14 protein-coding genes and 1 tRNA gene are annotated in these 19,866 nt (G+C 65.8%); 7 read left to right on the top strand and 8 right to left on the bottom strand.

Features of this window, described 5'->3' with window-relative positions; translation table 11 throughout:
• The 4 genes from VN419_RS11115 to VN419_RS11100 form a co-directional block, all read right to left on the bottom strand.
• Positions 1–6,929: cadherin-like domain-containing protein (locus tag VN419_RS11115; RefSeq protein ID WP_325647298.1), on the bottom strand; the 6,929-nt coding region annotated here is incomplete at its 3' end.
• Positions 6,930–7,050: 121 nt separating this feature from the next.
• The gene (locus VN419_RS11110; protein ID WP_325647297.1) at positions 7,051–8,136 is read right to left on the bottom strand and encodes a hypothetical protein; all 1,086 of its coding nucleotides are present in this window, start codon (positions 8,134–8,136) and stop codon (positions 7,051–7,053) included.
• Positions 8,137–8,211: 75 nt separating this feature from the next.
• Positions 8,212–8,703 carry a toxin-activating lysine-acyltransferase gene (locus VN419_RS11105; RefSeq protein ID WP_325647296.1) on the bottom strand — a complete coding sequence of 164 codons (492 nt, stop codon included), beginning with the start codon at positions 8,701–8,703 and terminating at the stop codon, positions 8,212–8,214.
• 91 nt (positions 8,704–8,794) lie between these two features.
• On the bottom strand, positions 8,795–10,822 hold the full coding sequence (locus tag VN419_RS11100; protein ID WP_325647295.1) for a peptidase domain-containing ABC transporter: 2,028 nt from the start codon (positions 10,820–10,822) through the stop codon (positions 8,795–8,797).
• Here VN419_RS11100 and VN419_RS11095 point away from each other — a divergent pair, their 5' ends adjacent.
• The gene (locus VN419_RS11095; protein ID WP_325647294.1) at positions 10,823–10,954 is read left to right on the top strand and encodes a hypothetical protein; all 132 of its coding nucleotides are present in this window, start codon (positions 10,823–10,825) and stop codon (positions 10,952–10,954) included.
• 662 nt (positions 10,955–11,616) lie between these two features.
• On the opposite strand, the gene VN419_RS11090 is transcribed toward VN419_RS11095, so the two are convergent.
• Positions 11,617–11,703, bottom strand: a tRNA-Leu gene (locus VN419_RS11090).
• 151 nt (positions 11,704–11,854) lie between these two features.
• Between VN419_RS11090 and VN419_RS11085 the strand changes: the two genes are divergently transcribed.
• The 3 genes from VN419_RS11085 (at position 11,855) to VN419_RS11075 (ending at position 14,826) form a co-directional block, all read left to right on the top strand.
• The gene (locus VN419_RS11085) at positions 11,855–12,541 is read left to right on the top strand and encodes a DUF554 domain-containing protein (RefSeq protein WP_325647293.1); all 687 of its coding nucleotides are present in this window, start codon (positions 11,855–11,857) and stop codon (positions 12,539–12,541) included.
• Between the two features lie 191 nt (positions 12,542–12,732).
• Positions 12,733–13,194, top strand: coding sequence for a chemotaxis protein CheX (locus VN419_RS11080; RefSeq protein WP_325647292.1), 462 nt, complete (start codon positions 12,733–12,735; stop codon positions 13,192–13,194).
• Between the two features lie 45 nt (positions 13,195–13,239).
• Positions 13,240–14,826 carry a response regulator gene (locus VN419_RS11075; RefSeq protein ID WP_325647291.1) on the top strand — a complete coding sequence of 529 codons (1,587 nt, stop codon included), beginning with the start codon at positions 13,240–13,242 and terminating at the stop codon, positions 14,824–14,826.
• Here VN419_RS11075 and VN419_RS11070 read toward each other — a convergent pair.
• Entirely contained in the window at positions 14,823–15,710 is an 888-nt protein-coding gene (locus VN419_RS11070; protein ID WP_325647290.1) for an esterase/lipase family protein, read from the bottom strand. The genes VN419_RS11075 and VN419_RS11070 overlap by 4 nt on opposite strands.
• A 125-nt stretch (positions 15,711–15,835) precedes the next feature.
• Between VN419_RS11070 and VN419_RS11065 the strand changes: the two genes are divergently transcribed.
• The 3 genes from VN419_RS11065 to VN419_RS11055 are packed head-to-tail and all read left to right on the top strand — an operon-like array spanning position 15,836 to position 17,917.
• Positions 15,836–16,189 carry a tRNA-binding protein gene (locus VN419_RS11065; protein WP_325647289.1) on the top strand — a complete coding sequence of 118 codons (354 nt, stop codon included), beginning with the start codon at positions 15,836–15,838 and terminating at the stop codon, positions 16,187–16,189.
• A gap of 20 nt (positions 16,190–16,209) precedes the next feature.
• Entirely contained in the window at positions 16,210–17,265 is a 1,056-nt protein-coding gene (locus VN419_RS11060; protein ID WP_325647288.1) for a DUF1786 domain-containing protein, read from the top strand.
• Positions 17,266–17,275: 10 nt separating this feature from the next.
• Complete coding sequence (locus VN419_RS11055; protein ID WP_325647287.1) at positions 17,276–17,917, top strand: class I SAM-dependent methyltransferase; 642 nt, start codon at positions 17,276–17,278, stop codon at positions 17,915–17,917.
• Here the strand turns inward: VN419_RS11055 and VN419_RS11050 are convergent.
• Entirely contained in the window at positions 17,914–18,474 is a 561-nt protein-coding gene (locus VN419_RS11050) for a hypothetical protein (protein ID WP_325647286.1), read from the bottom strand. The genes VN419_RS11055 and VN419_RS11050 overlap by 4 nt on opposite strands.
• Before the next feature lie 44 nt (positions 18,475–18,518).
• Positions 18,519–19,664: an ATP-binding protein gene (locus VN419_RS11045; RefSeq protein ID WP_325647285.1), complete on the bottom strand. Its 1,146-nt coding sequence runs from the start codon at positions 19,662–19,664 to the stop codon at positions 18,519–18,521.
• Between the last annotated feature and the right edge of the window lie 202 nt (positions 19,665–19,866).

Genomic DNA, 19,866 nt, shown 5'->3' with positions numbered 1-19,866 from the left:
AAAATGGTCAGATCGTCTCCGCTGCCGGCGCAGTGCAGATCCTCCATGCTGATGCCCGGCCCGAAGCTGAAGGAGCCCAGAACGCCGTTGGAGCGCAGGGTGTCGTCCCCGTCCCCGGCATTGAAGTGGTAGGTTTCCCCCGCGTTGCAGCCTTCAAGGGTGTCACTGCCCGCGCCGCCCGCGAGGATGTCCCACCCGCCGTCGCCGCGGAGGGTGTCGTTCCCCGCGCCGCCCAGCAGCACGTCGTCGCCCGCGCCGCCGGAGAGGCTGTCCGCGCCTTCGCCGCCGGACAGGTAATCCATTCCCTCGCCGCCGGTCAGCACGTCCGCGCCGTCGTCGCCGGAAAGGGCGTCGTTGCCCGCGCCGCCGTCAAGGGTATCGTTTCCGCCCGCCCCGGACAGCACATCCGCCCCGGCCCCGCCATGCAGGCCGTTGTGCTGTCCATCTCCGATGATGGTATCTGCTCCGTTGGAGCCGAAGGCCTGCTCGATGCCGCGCCCGGCCAGCTTCAGGACGTACCCGCCGCCGTCTTCCACCACGCGCAGCGTGTCCAGCCCCTCGCCGCCATCCAGGATGCCGGAATCGAGGTCCGCGCGGTCAATGACCAGGGTGTCGTCTCCCGCGCCGCCGTACAGGCTGTCGGCTCCGGCGCCGCCTTCCAGGCGGTTGGCTCCGGCATCGCCGGTCAACGTGTCGCCGAACCCGGAACCCTGAACATTCTCGATGGACTGCAGACTGTCACCCTCCGCGTCTCCCCCCTGGGCCAAGCCGGAGAGCAGATTCACCTGCACCGCCTGCCCGGAGTACTTGTACGAGGCCGTGTCCTCGCCCGCGCCGCCGGACAGCGTATCCGCGCCCGCGCCGCCGTCCAGAATATCGTCGCCCGCGCCGCCGGACAGCATGTCCCGGCCTTGCCTGCCGCGCAGGATGTCGGCGGCCTCCGCACCTTGCAGGGTGTCGTTTCCGTCCGAGCCGGAAAGATACATGCTGGCGAAGGAGGAACCGTACTGGCCGGATATCTGCGCGCGCAGCTCAGTGGGAGCGGTCTGCGTGGCGGCCGTCTGCCACACCACCACGGTTTCGCCGTTGTCCAGCGCCGCCAGGGTCGGCGCCGCGTATTCCGTCCCATTGAAACTGCCCCGGGTGACGAAAGAGCTTGTGGGCGTGCCGTCCGCCAGAAAACTGCGCTGGTTCACCAGGGCGTTGTTGTAGCTGGCCCAGCTCACCGCGAAGCCGCCATCCGGCAGGGCTGCCAAGCGCGGGTACAGCTGGGAGCCGGCCCTGTCGTCCTCATTGACGATGAATTCCGGCCCGAGGGGGCTTCCGTCTTCTCCGAACCGCCGGGCGTAGATGCCGTGGTAGCTCATGTCCTCGAAGTACGAGGTCCAGGCCACGACAAACCCGCCGCCCGCCAGGGTCACAACCTGCGGCGCGCCCTGATAGTCGTCCGTCCAGGTGTTGATCTGGAGCTCGCCGCCGATCTTGCCGCCCTTGGAGTCGAATATCTGGGCGTAAACGCCTGTGGAGCTGCCGTCCTGAAGGTTGGACTGCCAGACGGCCACGAAATGCCCGCCGGCCAGGGAGGCTATCTGCGGCATGGATTGGATGTCCTGCGACGTGGTGTTCAGCAGGATGTCGCCGCCCTGGGCGATTCCCGAGGCGTCGAACCTGCGTGCGCACGCCCCCCAATTGTCGCCATCGGCCTGATAGCCGGACCAGGCGATCATGAACCCGCCGTCGGCCATGCCGGTGACGACAGGCATGAGGTTCTCGCTCTGGGCGGAGGCGTTGACCCGGAACTCTCCGCCCTGGGGAACGCCCGCGTCGTCGAACCGCTGGGCCTGGATGCTGGTGTACGGGCCGTTCTGCCCCTCGGAGGCCCAGGCGACCACATAGCCGCCGCCGGAGAGCGAGGAGACGGAGACGTGGCTCTGGTCTTTCTCGGTCCAGGTGTTCACCCGCCGCTCCTGGCCCAGGGGGTTGCCGCCCGCGTCGAAGACGTTGCACCAGACGCCGTAGCCGTCGGCGTCCGCGGCGGCCCAGGCCACCACAAAGCGGCCGCCCGAAAGGGCCGCAACGCTTGGCGCCAGGGCGATGCTCGTTTCGATGTCCGTGCCGATGTTCTGGCGCGACGCCGTGTTGACCTGGAAGGTCTGCCCCGCCCGCGACGGGCCCGCCACCTGCACGGCCACCTGGCCCACCACGGCCGCGCCCGAGGCGTCGGTGACGGTGTACGAGAAGGCGTCGGCTCCGGCATAGCCCGCGTTCGCGGTGTACACGTAGGCTCCGTCCTCGCCCAGGCTCACGGAGCCGTGGCCCGCGCTCGTCTGGAGGGTGTAGCGCAGGGCGCTCGGGGTGTCGTCGGCATCCGTCGCCGCAAGCTGGCCGGCAACGCTCTGCCCGGCCGCCAGGGCGACCACGGACAGCACCGCCGCGGGGGCGTCGTTCACCGCGCCGAGCGTGATGCTGACCCGGGCGGAGCTTTCGCCGCCGCGTCCGTCGCTCACCCGGTAAGAGAAGCCCGCCTCGCCGACATAGTCCTTCTCCGGCACGAAGATCACCGTGCCCGAGGCGGTCAGCGCCACGGCGCCATGGGAAGGACTCTCCACGCCAAGGAAGGAGAGGACGTCGTTGTCCGGGTCAGAGGCCAGGCCAAGAAGGTCGCTCACCAGCAGAGATATGCCTTGGTCCTCGGCTCCGCTGAGGCTTGCCGCCGTGGCCGTGGGAGCGCCATTGGGCGTCACGGAGCGCTCCGTGTCCGCGAAACGGAGCAGTTCCACACCGGTCAGGGTGTCCACTCCGTCCGCGCCACTGACCGTGGTGACGCCGTTGACCGTCGTCACCGTGTATTCCGAGGCGTAGCCACGGAATACCGCCGTGTCGGTTCCCGCGCCCCCCTCAAGGGTGTCGTCGCCCGCCGCGCCGAAAAGCGTATCGTCGCCCTCCTCGCCAAGCAGCCGGTCCGCCCCCTCGCCGCCCTCAAGCAGATCATGGCCCGCGCCGCCGCTCAAGGTGTCGCTTCCCACGCCGCCCTCAAGCCAGTTGGCCTGCGAATCGCCGGTGAGCGCGTCGCCGTAGTGCGATCCCACAAGATTCTCCACCTGGAGCAGCACATCCCCCGCCGCCTCGCCGCCCAGGCCCGTGCCGTTGGCGAGGTTCACCGCCACCGAGGCGGAGGAATGTTCGTAGCTGACGGTGTCGTCACCGCTGCCTCCGTCCAGGGTGTCTGCGCCCAGGCCGCCCTCGAGCACATCGTTCCCGCGCCCCGCGCGCAGCCAGTTGGCCGCTTCGTTGCCGATGAGCGTGTCGTCGCCGTCGCCGCTGAAGGCGTTCTCGATGACGCTTCCGGCGGCGATGCCGAAGGCGTTGCCCGCAATCCGGCCCGCGGCGCCCGCGTGCAGATCGATGAGGGCCGCGGCGTTGACCGCGGCGGCGTTGATGGTGTCCAGACCGCCCGAATCCGTCAGCAGGCGGCGGCCCGCGTTGGCGTCGCCGGTGAACCCGGCGTAGTCCACGGTGTAGATGTACGTGTCGTCGGCGGAAAGGGCGTCGCCGTAGAGCTTGAGCGACCAGTTGTTCAGGGTGCCGGTGTTGCCGCTGCGCAGGTCCTTGACGGTCAGGGTCCATTGGCCCGCCCCGGTCTCGCCCCAGTGGCGGGTGCTCATGAAGGTCCAGTTGATGCCGTCCTCGGATGCGCCCGCGCTGTTCGGAACGGTGGGATCGACTTCCGGCCGGTTGAGCAGCACGCTTTTGGTGCCGTCCGGGGAGGTAAGGATGATTTCGAGATCGCCGATGTTGGCATGGCCGATGTTGACCGCCACCTCCACATGGTCGATGTTCAGGCCCGTGGATACGGTGCAGGTATCGCTCACCCCGCCCGCCCCGCCATCGGGAATGGCCAGAGCCACCGAACGGCTTTGCGTCAGCGAGGCCTCGTTGGCGCTGGTGCCTTGGCTGATCCAGGTCTCCGCGAGGCGCACGGCCGCACGCGCGTCCACCATGCCGAAGCCGCCCTGGGCTCCGGACACCAGCCCCCCGCCATTCCAGTTCTTGGCTCCGTTGGTTTGCAGCCCGCTGGCTGCCGCATCGCTTTGCCAAGCGGAATACGCCAGGATTTCCTGCACATCGCGCCAGCCCAAGGCCGGGTTGGCTTCAAGCATCAGCGCGGCCACACCGGCCACAATGCCCGCCGCGGGGCAGGTGCCGCTGCCGAAATAGTAGGCGGGATCGGAGATGGTCTGCGTGCCGTCCTCATAGCCCGCCGCCCCTGGACGGTCCGTGCACAGGCAGTTGACGCCAGGAGCGGACACGAGGACATTTGCGCCGGACAGGCTGAACGCCGCCATCTTCCCGGTGGTGTCCAGCGCGCCCACGGCGATGGTTTGCCGGGCGTTGAAGGGATAGAAGCTGTTGGAGTCTTCCTCGAAATCCTGGTCATTGCCCGCGGAGTTGACGACCACCGTGCCCAGCCCCGCGCGGCCCTGCGTGACGGCGGCGTTCAGTTCCGCGGCCTGCTGGGCGTCGATGCCATCTGGCGAGTATATCGTGTTCAGGGGGTTGCGGATTTTGGCCCCGCTGCTGTCTGTGGCCCAGCCCAGGGGGCCGCTGAAATTGGCGGAAACATCGACGTTCTGCTGCCCGGCGTAGGATCTTCCGTTCTGCCAGAAGCCGGCGAGGGTTGCGCCGTAGGCCACGCCCACCATGCCCTGGCCGTTTCTTTGCGCTCCGATGAGGCCGGCCATGGCCGTGCCGTGATTCTGGTTGTGGGTGGATTCCTGCGGGGTCGGATCGCCATCGCCATGCGCGTAGTCCCAATCCTTGGCCGTGTCGTAGTTCCCGGCGTAGTCCGGATGGTTCGGGTCCACCCCGAAGTCGTTGATGCCCACGAGCACGCCCGCGCCGGTGTAGTCGTCCCAGACATCCACGACGTTGATGGCCTGGAGGTGCCACTGCCGCGCATAGTACGTGTCCGTGGGCTCCGCCAATCCGCAGGAGATGCTCGCTCTGGCCCGGCTCTGGCCTCCGTTGCCGTCGGACACGGTGAACTCGAAACCTGCCTGCCCCACAAAGCCGTCCGCAGGCTTGAACATCACATCGCCGTTTGCGGTCAGCATCACCGTGCCGTTCACGGCCTTGCCCACGGCCAGGATGCGCAGGGCGTCGCCGTCGGGGTCGCTGGAGTTCGCCAGCAGTTGCGCCGCGGTCATGAGCAGCGCGCCAGCGCCGCGCTCCGCGAAGGCCACGGCTCCGGCCGCTGGCGCGTTGTTCGTGCCGTCGGTATGGATGATCCCGTCGGCGAAGCTCAGCCGCTCAATGCCGGTAAGGGTGTCAGCGCCTTCGTCAATGCCGTCTGCGGTGTTGGTGTCCACAACGGTTATGGAGCCGTCGGCGTTGGTGGTTATCTGATAGTCCGCCTGACGTCCCTGGTACACGGCGAAGTCCGTTCCGGCCCCGCCCGCCAGGGTGTCGTCGCCAAGGCCGCCCACCAGGGTGTCATCCCCTGCGCCGGTGGAAAGCGCATCCTGCCCGGCGCCGCCCGTCACATACAGCGCCTCGGCGCTTCCGGCCGCGGTGATCGTATCGTTGCCCGCGCCGCCGTAGAATTCCTCGATCTGCGCAGCAGCGAGATCAAGCACAACGCCGCCGGTCCCGGAGACGATCACCGTGTCGCGGCCGGCACCGCCGTTCACCAGCGCGGTGGTAGCGTCGATGACCAGGACGTCGTCGCCCGCGCCGCCGAAAAGCTGGTCCGCACCGCCTCCGCCCACCAGGTAGTCCGCGCCGTCTCCACCCGTCAGGGTGTCGGCCCCGGCTCCGCCATCCATGGCCACGGGCGCGCTGCCGCCGGCGCTGAAGCTGTCGGCCCCGGCACCGCCGATGACCGCGTTCAGCCCGGCTGGGGCAAGATCGAGGGAAAGGGGCGCGTCATTCTCGGCAATGCCGAAGACCGTGCCGTCCGGCGACTGGTAGCGGTTCACCCCGTTGCTTGCGCCCAGAAGGGTGAAGCCTGTTTCGGCGCTCATGAGCGCGGCCTCGGCCATCTCGCCCCCGGCGTTGAGGACGCCGTCACCGGTGAAGGTGAAGCGCGAGCGGATGACATTGCCGTCCGCGTCCTGCTCCTCCACGTGCTGGGCATTCAGCTCTATGGATACGACGCCCGTCTCGGCCAGGGTCGCGAGCTCGCCTTCGTCGGCCACGCCGTTCTGGTTCAGGTCGCGCCACACGCGCACATCCGCATAGGCCGCGTCCTGGGCGTCGAGCACACCGTCAAAATTCCGGTCCAGGTCGGCCAAAGCTCCAAGCCCGGTGGAGATTCCAGGGGTATGGGACTCGGAGAAAAGTTCGGTGAGGTTGTTGATCTGTCCGTCCCCGTTCATGTCCTGCACCAGGATGCCGTCATCCGCGCCGACCCAGGCCGTGGCCTGGAGCGTGCCGTTCGCCCGCATGTCGAACAGCACTTCCGAGGCCTGGAGCGGACGCAGCTCGATACCGTCCTGGTCCAGGTCGATGACGAGGGGATCGAAGAGCTTGCCGACCCCCCAGACGACGCCTGCGACAGCGGCGACACCGACAGCCGTCGCCACGATGGGCGACAAGGCCAGGGCCGTGGTGACCGCTCCCACTGCGACGCCCGTGACGGTGCCCAGCACAAGTTCGGTCAGGTTGCCTATGGCGCCTTTCGCGTCCCCCCGCTGCAGGGCAAGGGCCGTGTCGGCGGCTGTCAGCGCCAGGCCGACAAGTCCGGCCTTTTTCGCATAGGGCAGGAAACGGGGGTCAAACGCTCCAAAGTAATCGTTGAATTTCGAGAGGTCCGCCAAGTACCTCTGAGCATAGGCCTGCCAACTCTCCCCGGTGGGGGCGACGGGTTTGGTCAACATGCTGTCCGTGAACAGGACGTCGTCGTACGGGGAAAAAGCAGCAGCGTTCATTTGGCCCTCCGCCATTTTGCTGGTTGATCTCCGGGAAAACATAAACAACAAGAATTAAAATAGTATGCGCTATACATTTGGACGCAAAAACGCCCGCGAGGCTGTTGCTCCCGCAGGCTTCCTAGGGGACGCCAAAGCTGAGCGGCTGTTCACCCAGCATGACGCGCTTCAAATGACTGACCACTTTCTGGGCGCCAAGTTCCTCATAAAGTTGCACAGCGTTTTGGAACTCCGCGTGGGCGGATTCCGCCTGCCCCATGCTGGCAAACGCGCTGCCCAAAAAAGCCGAGGCCACGGCGAGATCCTGCTTGTTGCCCATCTGCCGGTAGCGGACCTGGGCCCGCTGCAAGGGGCCGATGGCCCCCGCGGGATCGCCGGTCTTCAGGTACAGTGCGCCAATCCGCACCTGCTCGGGCGCGTAGTCCGCCGTGAAGTCGGCCCCGCCGTCAATCTGCGACGAGGCGAGCGTGAACGCCAAGGCCGAGGCATAATCCTTGCGCGCCAGAAAGCACTCGCTTTTGCCTCGCAGCGCTATCTTTTCGCAAAACGCGCTCCGGGATTTTTTCGCATACGCCTCTGCCGTATCCAAGGCAGCGAGCGCGCCATCGCCGTCGCCCGCCTTCAGCAAGCGGGAGGCGAGCCCTGTGTAATGCGCCGAGGCCAGGTCGTAATGCCGGAACAGCAGCGCCACCTGTGCGCTCCTGGCATAGGTCGCGTGGGCTTGGTCGGTGCTGCCGGCCTTGGCCTGCGCAGCTCCCTGCCGTGTCAGCCATACGGAATAGGTATGCGAGGCGACCTTGAGCGCAAAGGGAAGGATGAAGGACAAGGCCGTTGCCACAAGCGCTGTGGCCACGACGGAAGAATTCTTCGGCGAAGTCGAAGCATAGCGGAGCGGATTGATGCGAAACAGAGAATGCAACAGCAGCGCTGGCACCGTATTGCAAACGTAGAACAGCGCAATTGCAACAAATACGCTGTCGGATGCCGCTGCCAGGACATCCTCGTAGTATACATTGAACAGCGTCGGTATGACCAAAAAAAGTGCGAAGCAGACAGCAGACGCCTTGAACATCCGAAGCGCTTGGAAGTTCCGGCCGACAAGAAACAGCGGCGTAGCCGGGTACAACGCCAAGGCGATGCCGAATATTTGCGGCCCGCTGTAAAGGGTCGGCAGGGCCTCTTGCCTGGCTGCTTCCAATTCTTCCACGGCTCATGCTCCGGTCAAAGAGTTTTGCCCTGCCGCTGCGCGCCAGATTCCGGCGGCTCGGCCAAACCAGCGCGTTCAGAGCTCGACGACAGAGGAGCCTTGCCCGGCTGATGCGGGGCGCACGGCGCGGAGCGTCTTCCCTTCAAACACGGACTTCTTGATGTCGGCAAGAATTTCCTGCTGTCCGCCATACGGCGCAACAAGATCGATTATCCAGGAACGCTCGCCGGCCTTCCACTCATCCGGGCGCAGACGCATTTGTCCTTGTTTGAGCCGGTTCTCGGCCTCCTCGGTCAGCATGGCCCAGGACACATAGGCGACGGGAACGCCATCCTTCCTGAAGATCCTGTATTGCTGCAAGGCGAGGGCTGGCAGCACGAGCCATTTCACATCCGCCAGAAACAGGTGCTGATGCATCGGGCTGTCCATCATGAGCCCAACGACCATGCCGAGCACCGGCGACGGGTCGAACCGCTGTCCGCGCTCTGCCGTTTCAGGGGCTCCGGCCTGAGGGGCCGCAGCCGGTTTCGCTTCCGCTTTCTCAGTGTTCATCTCCGTCTTTGCCATCTGTCATTCCCTCTATGTTGTTCATACCCGTGTGATTCTGCCCTTGCAGGCAGCCCCTTTCCATTCAGAACCCTTTGATTCGGCTACGCTGTCACGCTCCGTCCTTGCCCGGCCCCGCAGCCTGCGTCCCGCCCGCGCCAGAGCCCTGGCTCATGCTCTCCGGCCCGCCAAACCGCACCACCTCATCCACCTGCAGCGCCTTGGGCAGCATGTGGGCGATGAAAAGCATGGTGGTCTTGCCCTTGATACGGTTAATGGTGCGGGCGAAGTGCTCCGCCGTCTCGGCGTCCAGATTACTTGTGGCTTCGTCGAAGATGAGTATTTTCGGGCGCTTCAAGAGCGCGCGGGCGATGGCCAAGCGCTGGCGCTGCCCGCCGGAGAGCCCAACTCCGTGCTCGCCCAGTTCGGTCTGGTAGCCCTGGGGCAGCTTTTCGATGACATCGTGAATCTCCGCGAACTTGCAGGCCTGCACGATGTCCTTGAAGTCCGCGTGCGGGTGCGCGGCGATGAGATTGTCGTAGATGCTGCCGGAGAACAGCATGGTCTCCTGAGGCACCACGCCGTAGTTGCGCCGCAGCTCGTTGGCGGCCATGCGCCGGATGTCCCGGCCGTCCAGCAGTATCTGGCCCTCGCTGGGCATGTAGAAGCCCATGAGCAGCTTGGCCAGCGTGCTCTTGCCGCAGCCGGAGGGCCCCATGATGACCGTGAGCTTGCCCGGTTCAAGGGTCAGATCCAGGCCACGGTACAGATACGGGTATTCCTCGGAGTAGCGGAAGCTCACCTCTTTCAGTTCGATCTTGCCGACGCCGGAGGATTCGCGCATGGGGGTCAACGCATGGGGCTCGGCAGGCATGTCCATGATGTCCGCCAGCCGCGCAATGGATACTTGCGTCTGCTGGAATTCCTGCCACAGGCCCACAAGGCGCAGCATGGGCTGACTCATGCGCGAGGTGAACATTTGGAACGCCACCAGCATGCCGATGGTGAAACCGTCGTTCTGCATCACGAGCAGCGCGCCCACGATGAGTATGGCCATGCTCATGACCTGCTCGACGGTGTTGGCGGCGGAGTTGTAAGTGTTGGCCACCTGCCGCGTGGCGAAGCCGGAGGACAGGTAGGCCGCGATGAGCCCGCCGTAGCGCTGCTCCAACTGCGGCTCCATCTGCAAAGACTTCACCGTGTTCATGCCCGACACGTACTCGGTGAGGAAGGCCTGGGCGCGCGCGCCGGTCTGAAACTGCTTGTCCAGGCGCTGGCGGAAAATGGGCGTCACCACCGCGCTCATGATGCAGATGACGCCCATGAGGAACACGGCGATGAGCGTGAGCTGCCAACTGTAGCACAGCATCACCGCCAGGGCGATGAACAGGAACGGGAAGTCCAGCAAGGCGCTGAAGGCCGCGCCGGACAGGAACTCCCGCACCTGTTCCACGCCGCGCAAGCGGGCCACAAGCACGCCTGTGGGGCGGTTCTCGAAGTACGGCAGGGGCAGGCGCAACAGATGGCGGAACACCTGGCTGCCCAGTACGGCGTCGATGCGGTTGCCCGTGTGCAGCACCAGATACTGCCGCACCCAGGTCATGACCGCGGAGAACACGGCGAAGATGACCAGTGCGGCTGCCACCACGGCCAGGGTGCTGTGCGTCTGGTGCGCCACCACCTTGTCGATGATGACCTGGGTGCAGAGCGGCGTGGTGAGGCCGACGATCTGCAAAGACAGGGAGCCCAGCAATATGTCGCGCCAAGTTTTTTTGTAGCGCAGCAACTCCGGGAAGAACCAGCTCAGGCCGAAGCGCTTGGCGCCGTGCGGAGTCAGGTCCGGGTCCTTGCTGCCGCCCTGGGCCTCGGCCTCGCGAGAGAGGAACAGCACCTCCGGCTCGAAGAGTTCCAGGAAGTCCGCAACGGCCACGGTTTCCGGCGTCTCGGAACAGGCCCGGAAGAAGAGGACTTTCTCCCCGTCGCTCTGGATGATGAGCGCGGGGTGGCGTGGAGGTTCAAAATCTTCCGCCATGCCGTCCGGGTCGGCCTGGGACGCCGTGAGCCCGGCGCAGGGACAGGCCTTGCGCGAAAGGGGCGGGGGCTGCTGGTCTGCCGGGTGCAGTTGCAGCACTTTTGCCACATGCTGCGGGTGCTCATCGGAAGGGGCAAGAGGGCCCCGCGCGGGAGCATCCCCATCATCCACCATTTCATCGCCCGCTTCGACCCCAGCCTTTTGCCCGGCCTCTTGCCCGGTCTCATCCCCGGTCTCTGACACAGGCCGCAAAAAGCCGATGCACGGCTTTGGGGCTTTCGCCCAATCAGCCGGAGCGACGCGCCGGAATCCGGTGGTGAAGGCCAGGGTCGCGCAAGCGTCGAGCAAGACGCTTGCCGTGTGCGGCGGGGGGCATTGCTGAAGCGCAAGCCCAGGCTCAAAAGGGATGCGGTGGATCTGGCAGAGGCTGCCGAGGAGCCACACGTAATGTTCCGTGCTCAAGGGAAAACCAGGGGGCACGTTTCCTAACCACTCCTGAAGATAAATGGTCATTTCATTCAAAAAACGAACATTGCCAAACCCCATCCTTGGTTCGAATCTGACATAACAAAAAACAAGTAAACGCGTCAATAAAAAAGCCTGTACGATATGCAATTCACGGACACGCACCATGAGAAGGAGTGCTATCCAACGGATATTGAAGGACATGCCTCAAAATATCCGCTGGCACATTGCGCAATGATTCATCCGGATAAGACAGAGGCCAGCCTCTGCGATGACCGCTAAGGACGTGAGAACGGTGCCGACACGTCTGGGCGGGCACATTAGGCCGACGCCTGGCACCGTGGACGGGGCGAGCGTGGGGCAAAGCCGCACAAGGCGGCTGGACGAAACAAAAAAAACGGCTTGCTGGTGTCTACAGCAAGCCGTTTACTCTTTCTTGGTACCGGGAGGGGGAATCGAACCCCCAAGGCGTTGCCACCGGCGGATTTTGAGTCCGCTGCGTCTACCAATTCCGCCATCCCGGCATGAGAGTGGATTTCATAGGAGAAGCCAAGTGCCCTGTCAAGCCGCAGCTGACGCTTGGCCGGGGCGCGCACTTGCCACCGGACCGGTGCCGTGCTAGCCCAAACGTCCCCACAAACGCGCCAAACCGGGCACAGGCTCCAAGGATTGCAAATGGTTCTGCCAACCGGCTCCCTCGTCAACGCAGCGGCCATCATCGCTGGCAGCCTGGTCGGCATGGCCCTGCACGGCCGCTTCCCGGAGCGCTTCCGCACCATCGTGTTCCAGGGCCTGGGCCTGTGCGTGCTGTTGATCGGCGCGAAGATGGCGCTCACCGTCACCAATCCGCTGCTGCTCATCTTCTCCATCCTGCTGGGCGGCCTGGCGGGCGAGCTGCTGCGCCTGGACCGGGCCTTCGAGCACCTGGGCGAACGCGCCAAGACCCTGCTGCGCTCTGGCAACCCGCAGTTCACCGAGGGGCTCATCACCGCCTCCCTCATCTTCTGCATCGGGGCCATGGCCATTGTGGGCAGCTTCGACGAAGGCATACGCGGCGACGCCACCGTGCTGTACACCAAGAGCATCCTGGACGGCTTCGCCTCCGTGGCGCTGGCCTCCACCTTCGGCTCCGGCGTGCTGTTCTCCTTCCTGCCGGTGCTGCTGTACCAGGGCGGACTGACCATCTTCGCCGGGATGTTCCAGCAGCACTTCACCCCGGTGGTCATAAGCCAGCTCACGGCCACGGGCGGCCTGCTCATCCTGGGCATCGGCCTCACCCTGTTGGACATCAAACGCGTCAATCTCTCGAATTTGCTGCCTTCCCTTGTACTGGCCGTGGTGCTGGCCCTGGCCTTCGCATAGACGGCTTCCGCCCTTTGCACGGCGAATCCCAAAGCACTTGACCAAGTCCCCCAAGGGCACGTAGGGATAGTGATGCACGCCCGCGCGCTTCCCCCTGGCAAATTCCCGCGCTGCACGTGCCCCGGCAAAGCAGGCAGCAAACTGCGGACGTGCGGCAGTTCGGGGCATGACCATGGAAGGAGACGACCCGCATGGATGTGGAACTCGCAAAGCCCTTTGTGAAGGCGGCCATGGATGTCATCGGCACCATGGCGTTCATCACCCCCCGGGCGGGGAAGCCTTTTGTGAAGAAGAACTCCATCGCCACCGGCGATGTCACCGGTCTGGTCGGCCTGACGGGCGACGGCAAGCGCGGCAGCGTTTCCATCTCGTTCCAGAAGGGCTGCGCCGTGGCCATGGTCAAAAACATGCTGGGCGACGACATCCAGGACATCGTCCAGGACGTGAAGGACGCGGTGGGCGAGATCACCAACATGATCTCCGGCCAGGCTCGCGCCGGGCTGGCGGAAAAAGGCTTGGTGCTGCAGGGCTCCACGCCCACGGTCATCATGGGCGACAACCACAGCATCACCCACATCGCCAAGTCCCCCATCATGGCCATTCCCTTTGAAACGGACGCCGGGAACTTCACCATTGAGTTCTGCTTCGAGTAACCCCGCTTGCCGCCTCGGCGGCTCCAAGCAGTAGAGGACTGTAGCATGGCCACGCTGGAAGGGTTCCGCAGCAAGGACTTCCTCGACCAGATCACCATTCTGAACGACATCGCCGGAAGCAAGGATCCTCGGTTCCTGCCCGAGCTCGTCGATCTGTTCGAGAATCCCACGGGCGACACCGGCGTTGATTACATGGTCGTCGGCGCGCTGAACGCAGTGCTGGGCACCAGCGAATCCACCGTGGTGGCCGGCCTGGCCAGCCACAGCCAGCCTTTCCGCACCCTGTGCATCCGCACCGCGGGCGAATACGCTTTTCCCACCGCGGCAGAGCCCTTGTCCTACATGGCTCAGACCGAGACAGATCCCGACCAGCTGGTGGAGATTCTGGCCTCACTGGCCAAAATCCGCCCTGTGGGCGGCGCTGCGGTGTTCCGTCTCTTCCTGAACCACGAAGACAGCATGCTGGCCGCCATGGCCATGGAAATGGCCGGGGTCTACTCCGATCCCTCGGCCCTGCCCGCCCTCATGGCCGCGCTGAGCAGCGCCGGCACCGACGGCAACTACGAACACTGCGACATCACCACCTGGAAGGCCATCGACGCCCTGGCGACCATAGGCACCCCGGAAAGCGTGCGCTTCCTGGTGGAAAACGTGCACCATAAGAACCCCACGGCCCGGCGCATCATCACCGACGCCCTGGTGCGCCTGGGCGAGGCCGCACTGCCCTACCTGGAGCAGGTGTACGCAAGCGGCGCCACCGATGACCGCATCCTGGCCTGCAACATTTCCGGGTTCATCGGCCTGCGCAAAGGGGCCGACGCCCTGGTGCGCGCCTTCGACTCCGGCCATTTCACCGATCCCAACGTGCGCTACGCCGCCTTCGAGGCCCTGGGACGCATCGGCACCCTGAAAGGTCTGGTCTGTCTGGTGGACGGTCTGGAGGAGAACGACGAGCTCATCCTCATGGCTGTGGTCACCGGATTGGAGCGCCACGCCGCGCCCGGCGTGCTCAAGACCATCGCCGAACGCATCAGCGCCGGGACGGAGAACAGCCCGCGCATCTGCCGGGCCATCGTCGCCTCGCGCGCGCTGCGCCTGTTCCAGGAACTCTACAAGGACGATCTGGTGGGCGACAAGCTCGTCGACGCCTTGCGCCTTTCCCAGGATCAGGAGGTTCTGGACGCCTTCGCCAAGCGCCTGCTGGAGATCGGCACCGACCGCTCCCGCGCGGACGCGGCCACCCTGCCCCAGGCCCGCGTGGCCACGCGCAAGGCCCTGGCCGTGGACGACTCCAAGTCCATGCTGGCGCTGTACCGCAGCATCCTCACCGACCTCGGCTTCGAGCCGCTGCTGGCGGCCAACGGCCAGGAAGCCTATGCCTACGTGGAAAACGGCGAGTTCGCCGATGTGGTCATCACGGACATGAACATGCCCGTCATGGACGGCGTGGAGCTGGTGTCCAAGCTGCGCGGCTCCCTCGGCTACGACGAGACGCCCATCCTCATGGTCACCACGGAATCCGAGAACTCCCAGCGCGACGTGGCCGCCAAGGCCGGGGTCAACGCCTTCATCACCAAGCCCTTCAAGCCCGAGGCCCTCAAGGCCGAACTGCACAAGCTCCTGGGCGACTAGCCCCCGCTCCCCTTCCCGCAGACCTCTTCCAGAAACGCCAGGGCCTGGCGCGCGGCCTCCGCGCTGTAAAGCAGGCCCACATGGCTCATGGCCGGAAGCGCCCGCTCGGTCCAGCCTGTGCAGCGTTCGCGCTCGTCCAAAAGCGCCCCGGAAAGCGGCAGCACCATGCCGTCCGTGGGCGTATACAGGCTCAAGCCCGGCGCGGGGATGCACGGCAAGCCGCGCACGGCCCGGATGATCCGCCCGCCCGGCGCGAGCCCCCTGGCCAAACGCCCGATGCCCAGCAACCCCGCCAGGGTGCTGCCCCGGTGCGGCGTTCCCAGCGTCACCACCCCGGCCACGCGCACGGCCGCCTCTGCGGCCACTTCCGCGCAGGCCGCGCGGATCACCAGCCCGCCCAGGCTGTGCCCCAAAAGCAGCACGCGCCCACCCGAGCCGCCGCGTCCGGAATCACGCGCGGCCTCGCGCAGCAGCCGGGCCAGCCCGCCGGCGATGTCCTCGAATTCCCGGCCGAAGCTGGCGTAGCCGTAGCAGCGCAGGTCCGTGAACCCGGCGCGCCGCAGCCGCCAGCGCCACACGAACCATGCCGCGGGGTTGTGGTACAGGCCGTGAACCAGGATCACCGGAGGCTTGGCCGAGGCCTGCCCGGCGCAGCGGAAGCCCAGCAGCCGCCCCAGAGGCAGGGCCAGCACCGTCACCCACAGGGTCCACACGGAATTGGCGAAGGCACGCGCATAGCCCAGGGCCACGCGGCCGCCCAGCAGCGCGCGCACGCGCGCGTCCTCGCCGCTGCGCTGGTTCTCAAGCCAGGCCAGCACGCTGATGAGCGCGGGAACGAAGAAAATGATGGCGCAGATGATGGCGAGTAGCGGCGAGAGGCCCACGTTGCGTCCCTCCAGGTCAGGCGGGCCTTGCCTGCCGCCCGGTGCATTGTGTAGCATGGGCGGAACAACCTGTCATCACAGGCAGGTGACGCTTCATTTCATCGCCCCATCCCAAGGGAGGACACATGGATCTGCCCAAGGCCGCGGAAAGCGCGACCATCGACGACTTCTTCCAACTGGACATCCGCGTGGGCACGGTTCTGCGCGCGGAAGTCTTCGCCGAGGCGAAAAAGCCCGCCTACAAGCTGTGGATCGACTTCGGCGAGTTGGGCGTGCGCCAGTCCAGCGCGCAGATAACGCAGCTCTACCAGCCGGAGGAGCTTGTGGGCCGCCAGGTGGTGGCCGTGGTGAACTTTCCGCCGCGCAAGGTGGCGGGCTTCCGCTCCGAGGTGCTGGTGCTGGGCGCGGCCACCGAGGCCGGGCACATCACCCTGCTGGCCCCGGACGCATATGCGCCCGACGGCGCGCGCATCCACTAACGCAACGCAAACGAGGCATCATGACGGCACCCTCCCCCATCCTCTGCCTGGACATCGGCTCCGGCACGCAGGATGTGCTTCTGTACTATCCGGACCGCGAGATCGAGAACTGCCCCAAGCTGGTGCTGCCCGCCCCGGCCCGCGCGCTGGCGGACAAAATCCGCCAGGCCACGGCCAAGGGCCAGGCCGTGCATCTTTACGGCAGCAACATGGGCGGCGGCTTCCACTCGGCCATGAAGGCCCACCTGACCGCGGGCCTGCCCTTTTCCACCACCCGCGCGGCGGCCTTTTCCGTGGCCGACGATCTGCTGGCCCTGTCCGCCACCGGGGTCGTCATCCGCGAGGACTGCCCGGAGGGCGCGCTTGCCCTGCTGGCGGCGGACTACGATCCCGCCTTCTGGGCCACGGCCCTGGACACCCTGGGCCTGCCCCGGCCCGGCCTTGTGGTGGCCTGCGCCCAGGACCACGGCTTCCACCCGGGCCAAAGCAACCGGCGCGGGCGCTTCGTGCTCTGGGAAAAACTGCTGCTGGAGGCCGAGGGCAGGCCGGAAAGCCTGCTGTACCACGATGTGCCCGCCTGCTTCACGCGCCTGGCCGATCTGCAACGCTGCACCGGCGGCGGCCCCGTGGCCGATACCGGGGCGGCCGCAGTGCTGGGCGGACTGTTCGAGCCCGCCATACGCCGCAGGACGCACGAGAAGGGCTTGACCCTGGTCAACATAGGCAACAGCCACACCGTGGCCTTCCTGCTCTTCCAGGGGCGCGTGTGGGGCGTATACGAGCACCACACCGGCCTCATCGACGCGCCGCGACTGTGGAACCAGCTGGCGCGCTTCCGCGCGGGTTCTTTGAGCTTCGAGGAGATCTTCGACGACCGGGGGCACGGGGCCATGCGCCTGGACCTGCCGCAGGCGGCGGGCGGCTTTGCCGACACCCTGGTCATTGGTCCGCGCAGGACCATGCTGGAGGGCTATGCTGCGGAATTCCCGGCACCCGGAGGCGACATGATGCTCACCGGCAGTTTTGGGCTGGTTGAGGGCTTGCGGCTGCAGGGGCGGCTGCACTCGCCCTTGTGAGGACAGGCGGATGGATGTCGGCGAGATGAACCGCGCGGCCTACGACCGCGTGGCCACGCAGTGGGGCGCGGCGCGCAGCGGCTTCTACGGGCGCGAGGAGCAATACCTGGAACTGCTGCTGGGCGGCCTGCCCGCCGGAGCGCACGTGCTTGACGCGGGCTGCGGCACCGGCTGGCCCATGGCCGGAGCAGTCCTGGCGCGGGGCTTCCGCGTCACCGGGGTGGACCAGTCCCGAGAGCTGCTGGCCCTGGCCCGCAGGCGCTTTCCGGAAGACGGCCCCGGCGCGCCGCGCTGGGTGCTGTCCAGCCTGGAGGATTACCCTTTTGACGAGCCCGCGGCGGCCATCATCTGCTGGGACACCCTGTTCCACATCCCGCGCGAACGGCACCCGCTGCTGCTTCAGCGCATGGCCGCGTGCCTGGAGCAGGGCGGACGGCTCATGCTCACCATGGGCGGCAGCGCGCATCCGGCCTTCACCGACGAGATGTTCGGGCAGACCTTCTTCTACGACTCGCACACGCCGACAGAGACCGCGCACATGCTGCGCGGCCTGGGATTCACCATGCTGCTTGAAGAATTCATGAACCAGCCGGACACCGCCAATGGCGGACGCGACAAGGGGCGCTACGCCATGGTGGCGCAAAAGTCCTAGCGGAAGCTGCGGCTGAAAAGCTCGCTGATGGCCTGGGCCCCGGCCTCGGTGAGGCTGCGCGTGCCCGTGCCCGTGAACCGTGCCTTGGAGACGACCGGATTGCGCACCGGGTTCCAGCGGGAGGGCTCCCAGCGGAACCAGCCCAGGCGCTGCTGATCGAAGACATACAGGGGCTTATCGCACAGCTTGGCGAACTCCGCGCCCCAACCCGTGCCGCCGCGCACGGTGAGGTCGGGCAGGATCTCGCCCACCACGAACACCTCCTGCCCGGAGATGACCTGCCAGCAGATGCTTTGGATGAGCGCCTTGAAATTGCCCTCGTCCGTGTGGCTGGGATAGCTGCGTCCCATGAGCTTGCTCACGTACTGCACGCTCACGTCGCGCAGGGCCAGATCCTCGGCGCTCAGCATGCGTAGGCCGCGCTGGCGCGTGGGCTCGTGCCCGGCGAAGCAGAAGGTCACTTCGTCCAGGCCGCTGGCCTCTGCCGCGACGCCGAAGGCCGCTTCGGAACCGATGGCGCCGCCGGAGTACAAAGTGGCGCGGGGCGTTTCAGACATGCAGGCTTCTCCCGATTCGACAGCAGTATTCAGGCTGTGTGTCTTTACGCCGATTCGAGGCGCTTGGGAAGACGGAGATAAAACGTTGTGCCCTCGCGCTCCGCAGAGGTGAAGCCCACGCTGCCCAGCAGGTAGCGTTCGGTGAGCAGGAGCATGCTGTAGGTGCCCAGCCCGCGCGAGTCGGCCTTGGTGCTGAAGCGCCGATGAAAAATGTTCACCTGGATGGTCTCCGGTATCACCGCGCTGTTGCGGACCAGGAAGCGCAAGGCGTCGCCATCGTCCTCGCAGGCCAGGGTGACGGTATCGCCGGGCTGTCCGGCCTCCAGCGCGTTCTTGATCATGTTGCCGAGCACGCGCTGAGCCAGGCGCACATCCGTCTCCACCGCGCAGTCGGCGCAGGGTTCCACCAGGCCAAGGGTCTGGCCCTGCGCAGCCGGAGAGGTGGCATACAGCCCCAAAAGCTGCTCCAAAAGCGCACGAGAGCCGTACTGACAATACGCGGGCTTCAGTTCATTGGACTCAGCGGCCAGAAGCTCTCGCTGCGCGATGATCTCGTCCACCAAGGTCTGGGTGGCCGAGTGCAGCACAGTGAGTTCCGTGCTTTCGCCGAAGGTGTTGTTCAGCCGCAGCACCTCCACAAGCCCGTTGATGCCTCCGGCCAGGTTCAGAACATCATGGAAAAAGATGCGCTCCATGCTGCGCCGCCGCATCTCATGCGAGATGTCCGTGACGGCGAAGATGACGAACTGCTGGCCGCCCACGGCCAAGGGCGTGGCATTCACGTGCAGGTCTAGGCCTTCCAGATAGCTCTGTTCGCGCCGCAGCAGCTTGCATTCTCCATCGCCCACGGCGCCTTCCACGGCGGCCAGAATGGCCTGCACGGCACCGCAATTGCGGCAATGGCGCGACGTGCCGCAACCCCCGGCGCTGACAAAGGCGTTTATGCAGCCCAAGGCCTCACCCGGGCGTTTGCCCAGCACGTCCTCCACTTCCTCGTTCCCCAAAAACTCTACGGCCGCACGATTGGCGAACACAACTTGCCTGTAGCAATTGAGCGCCATGATCATGGTCGGAAGGGTATCGAAAAAGGCTCGGCAGTGCGTCCCCACGAAGGTTTTGTACTGCTCGACGATGACCTCGTGAGCGGCTCTTGTGGGTGAGGCATAGGCGGTTGCGTGGTCGGTCTGCATGCTTGGCACCTCAAGGGAATCTTGTACTCTCACTAGAACGGTAGCGCGGGCCATATCCCGCGTCAACGCAAGGCGCTACGTATTCTCACTCATCGCCGCATAACGCAGAAACGGCCCTGAAGGTTACCTTCAGGGCCGTTTCGAAATTAAGTCTTGGCGGCGACCTACTTTCCCACGATTAGAACCGCAGTATCATCGGCGA

The organism is Humidesulfovibrio sp., from assembly GCF_035560995.1.
GTDB lineage: Bacteria > Desulfobacterota > Desulfovibrionia > Desulfovibrionales > Desulfovibrionaceae > Humidesulfovibrio.
Note: the sequence above shows the minus strand (reverse complement) of the source record. Positions and strands in the feature narration are given on the sequence as shown.

Bases quoted from the DNA above. Each gene is read 5' to 3' on its own strand.
- VN419_RS11095 (WP_325647294.1), top strand. From the start codon at position 10,823: ATGCTGCGGGTGCTCATCGGAAGGGGCAAGAGGGCCCCGCGCGGGAGC.
- VN419_RS11105 (WP_325647296.1), bottom strand. From the start codon at position 8,703: ATGGCAAAGACGGAGATGAACACTGAGAAAGCGGAAGCGAAACCGGCT.
- VN419_RS11080 (WP_325647292.1), top strand. From the start codon at position 12,733: ATGGATGTGGAACTCGCAAAGCCCTTTGTGAAGGCGGCCATGGATGTC.
- VN419_RS11045 (WP_325647285.1), bottom strand. From the start codon at position 19,664: ATGCAGACCGACCACGCAACCGCCTATGCCTCACCCACAAGAGCCGCT.
- VN419_RS11085 (WP_325647293.1), top strand. From the start codon at position 11,855: ATGGTTCTGCCAACCGGCTCCCTCGTCAACGCAGCGGCCATCATCGCT.
- VN419_RS11055 (WP_325647287.1), top strand. From the start codon at position 17,276: ATGGATGTCGGCGAGATGAACCGCGCGGCCTACGACCGCGTGGCCACG.
- VN419_RS11060 (WP_325647288.1), top strand. From the start codon at position 16,210: ATGACGGCACCCTCCCCCATCCTCTGCCTGGACATCGGCTCCGGCACG.
- VN419_RS11065 (WP_325647289.1), top strand. From the start codon at position 15,836: ATGGATCTGCCCAAGGCCGCGGAAAGCGCGACCATCGACGACTTCTTC.
- VN419_RS11075 (WP_325647291.1), top strand. From the start codon at position 13,240: ATGGCCACGCTGGAAGGGTTCCGCAGCAAGGACTTCCTCGACCAGATC.
- VN419_RS11050 (WP_325647286.1), bottom strand. From the start codon at position 18,474: ATGTCTGAAACGCCCCGCGCCACTTTGTACTCCGGCGGCGCCATCGGT.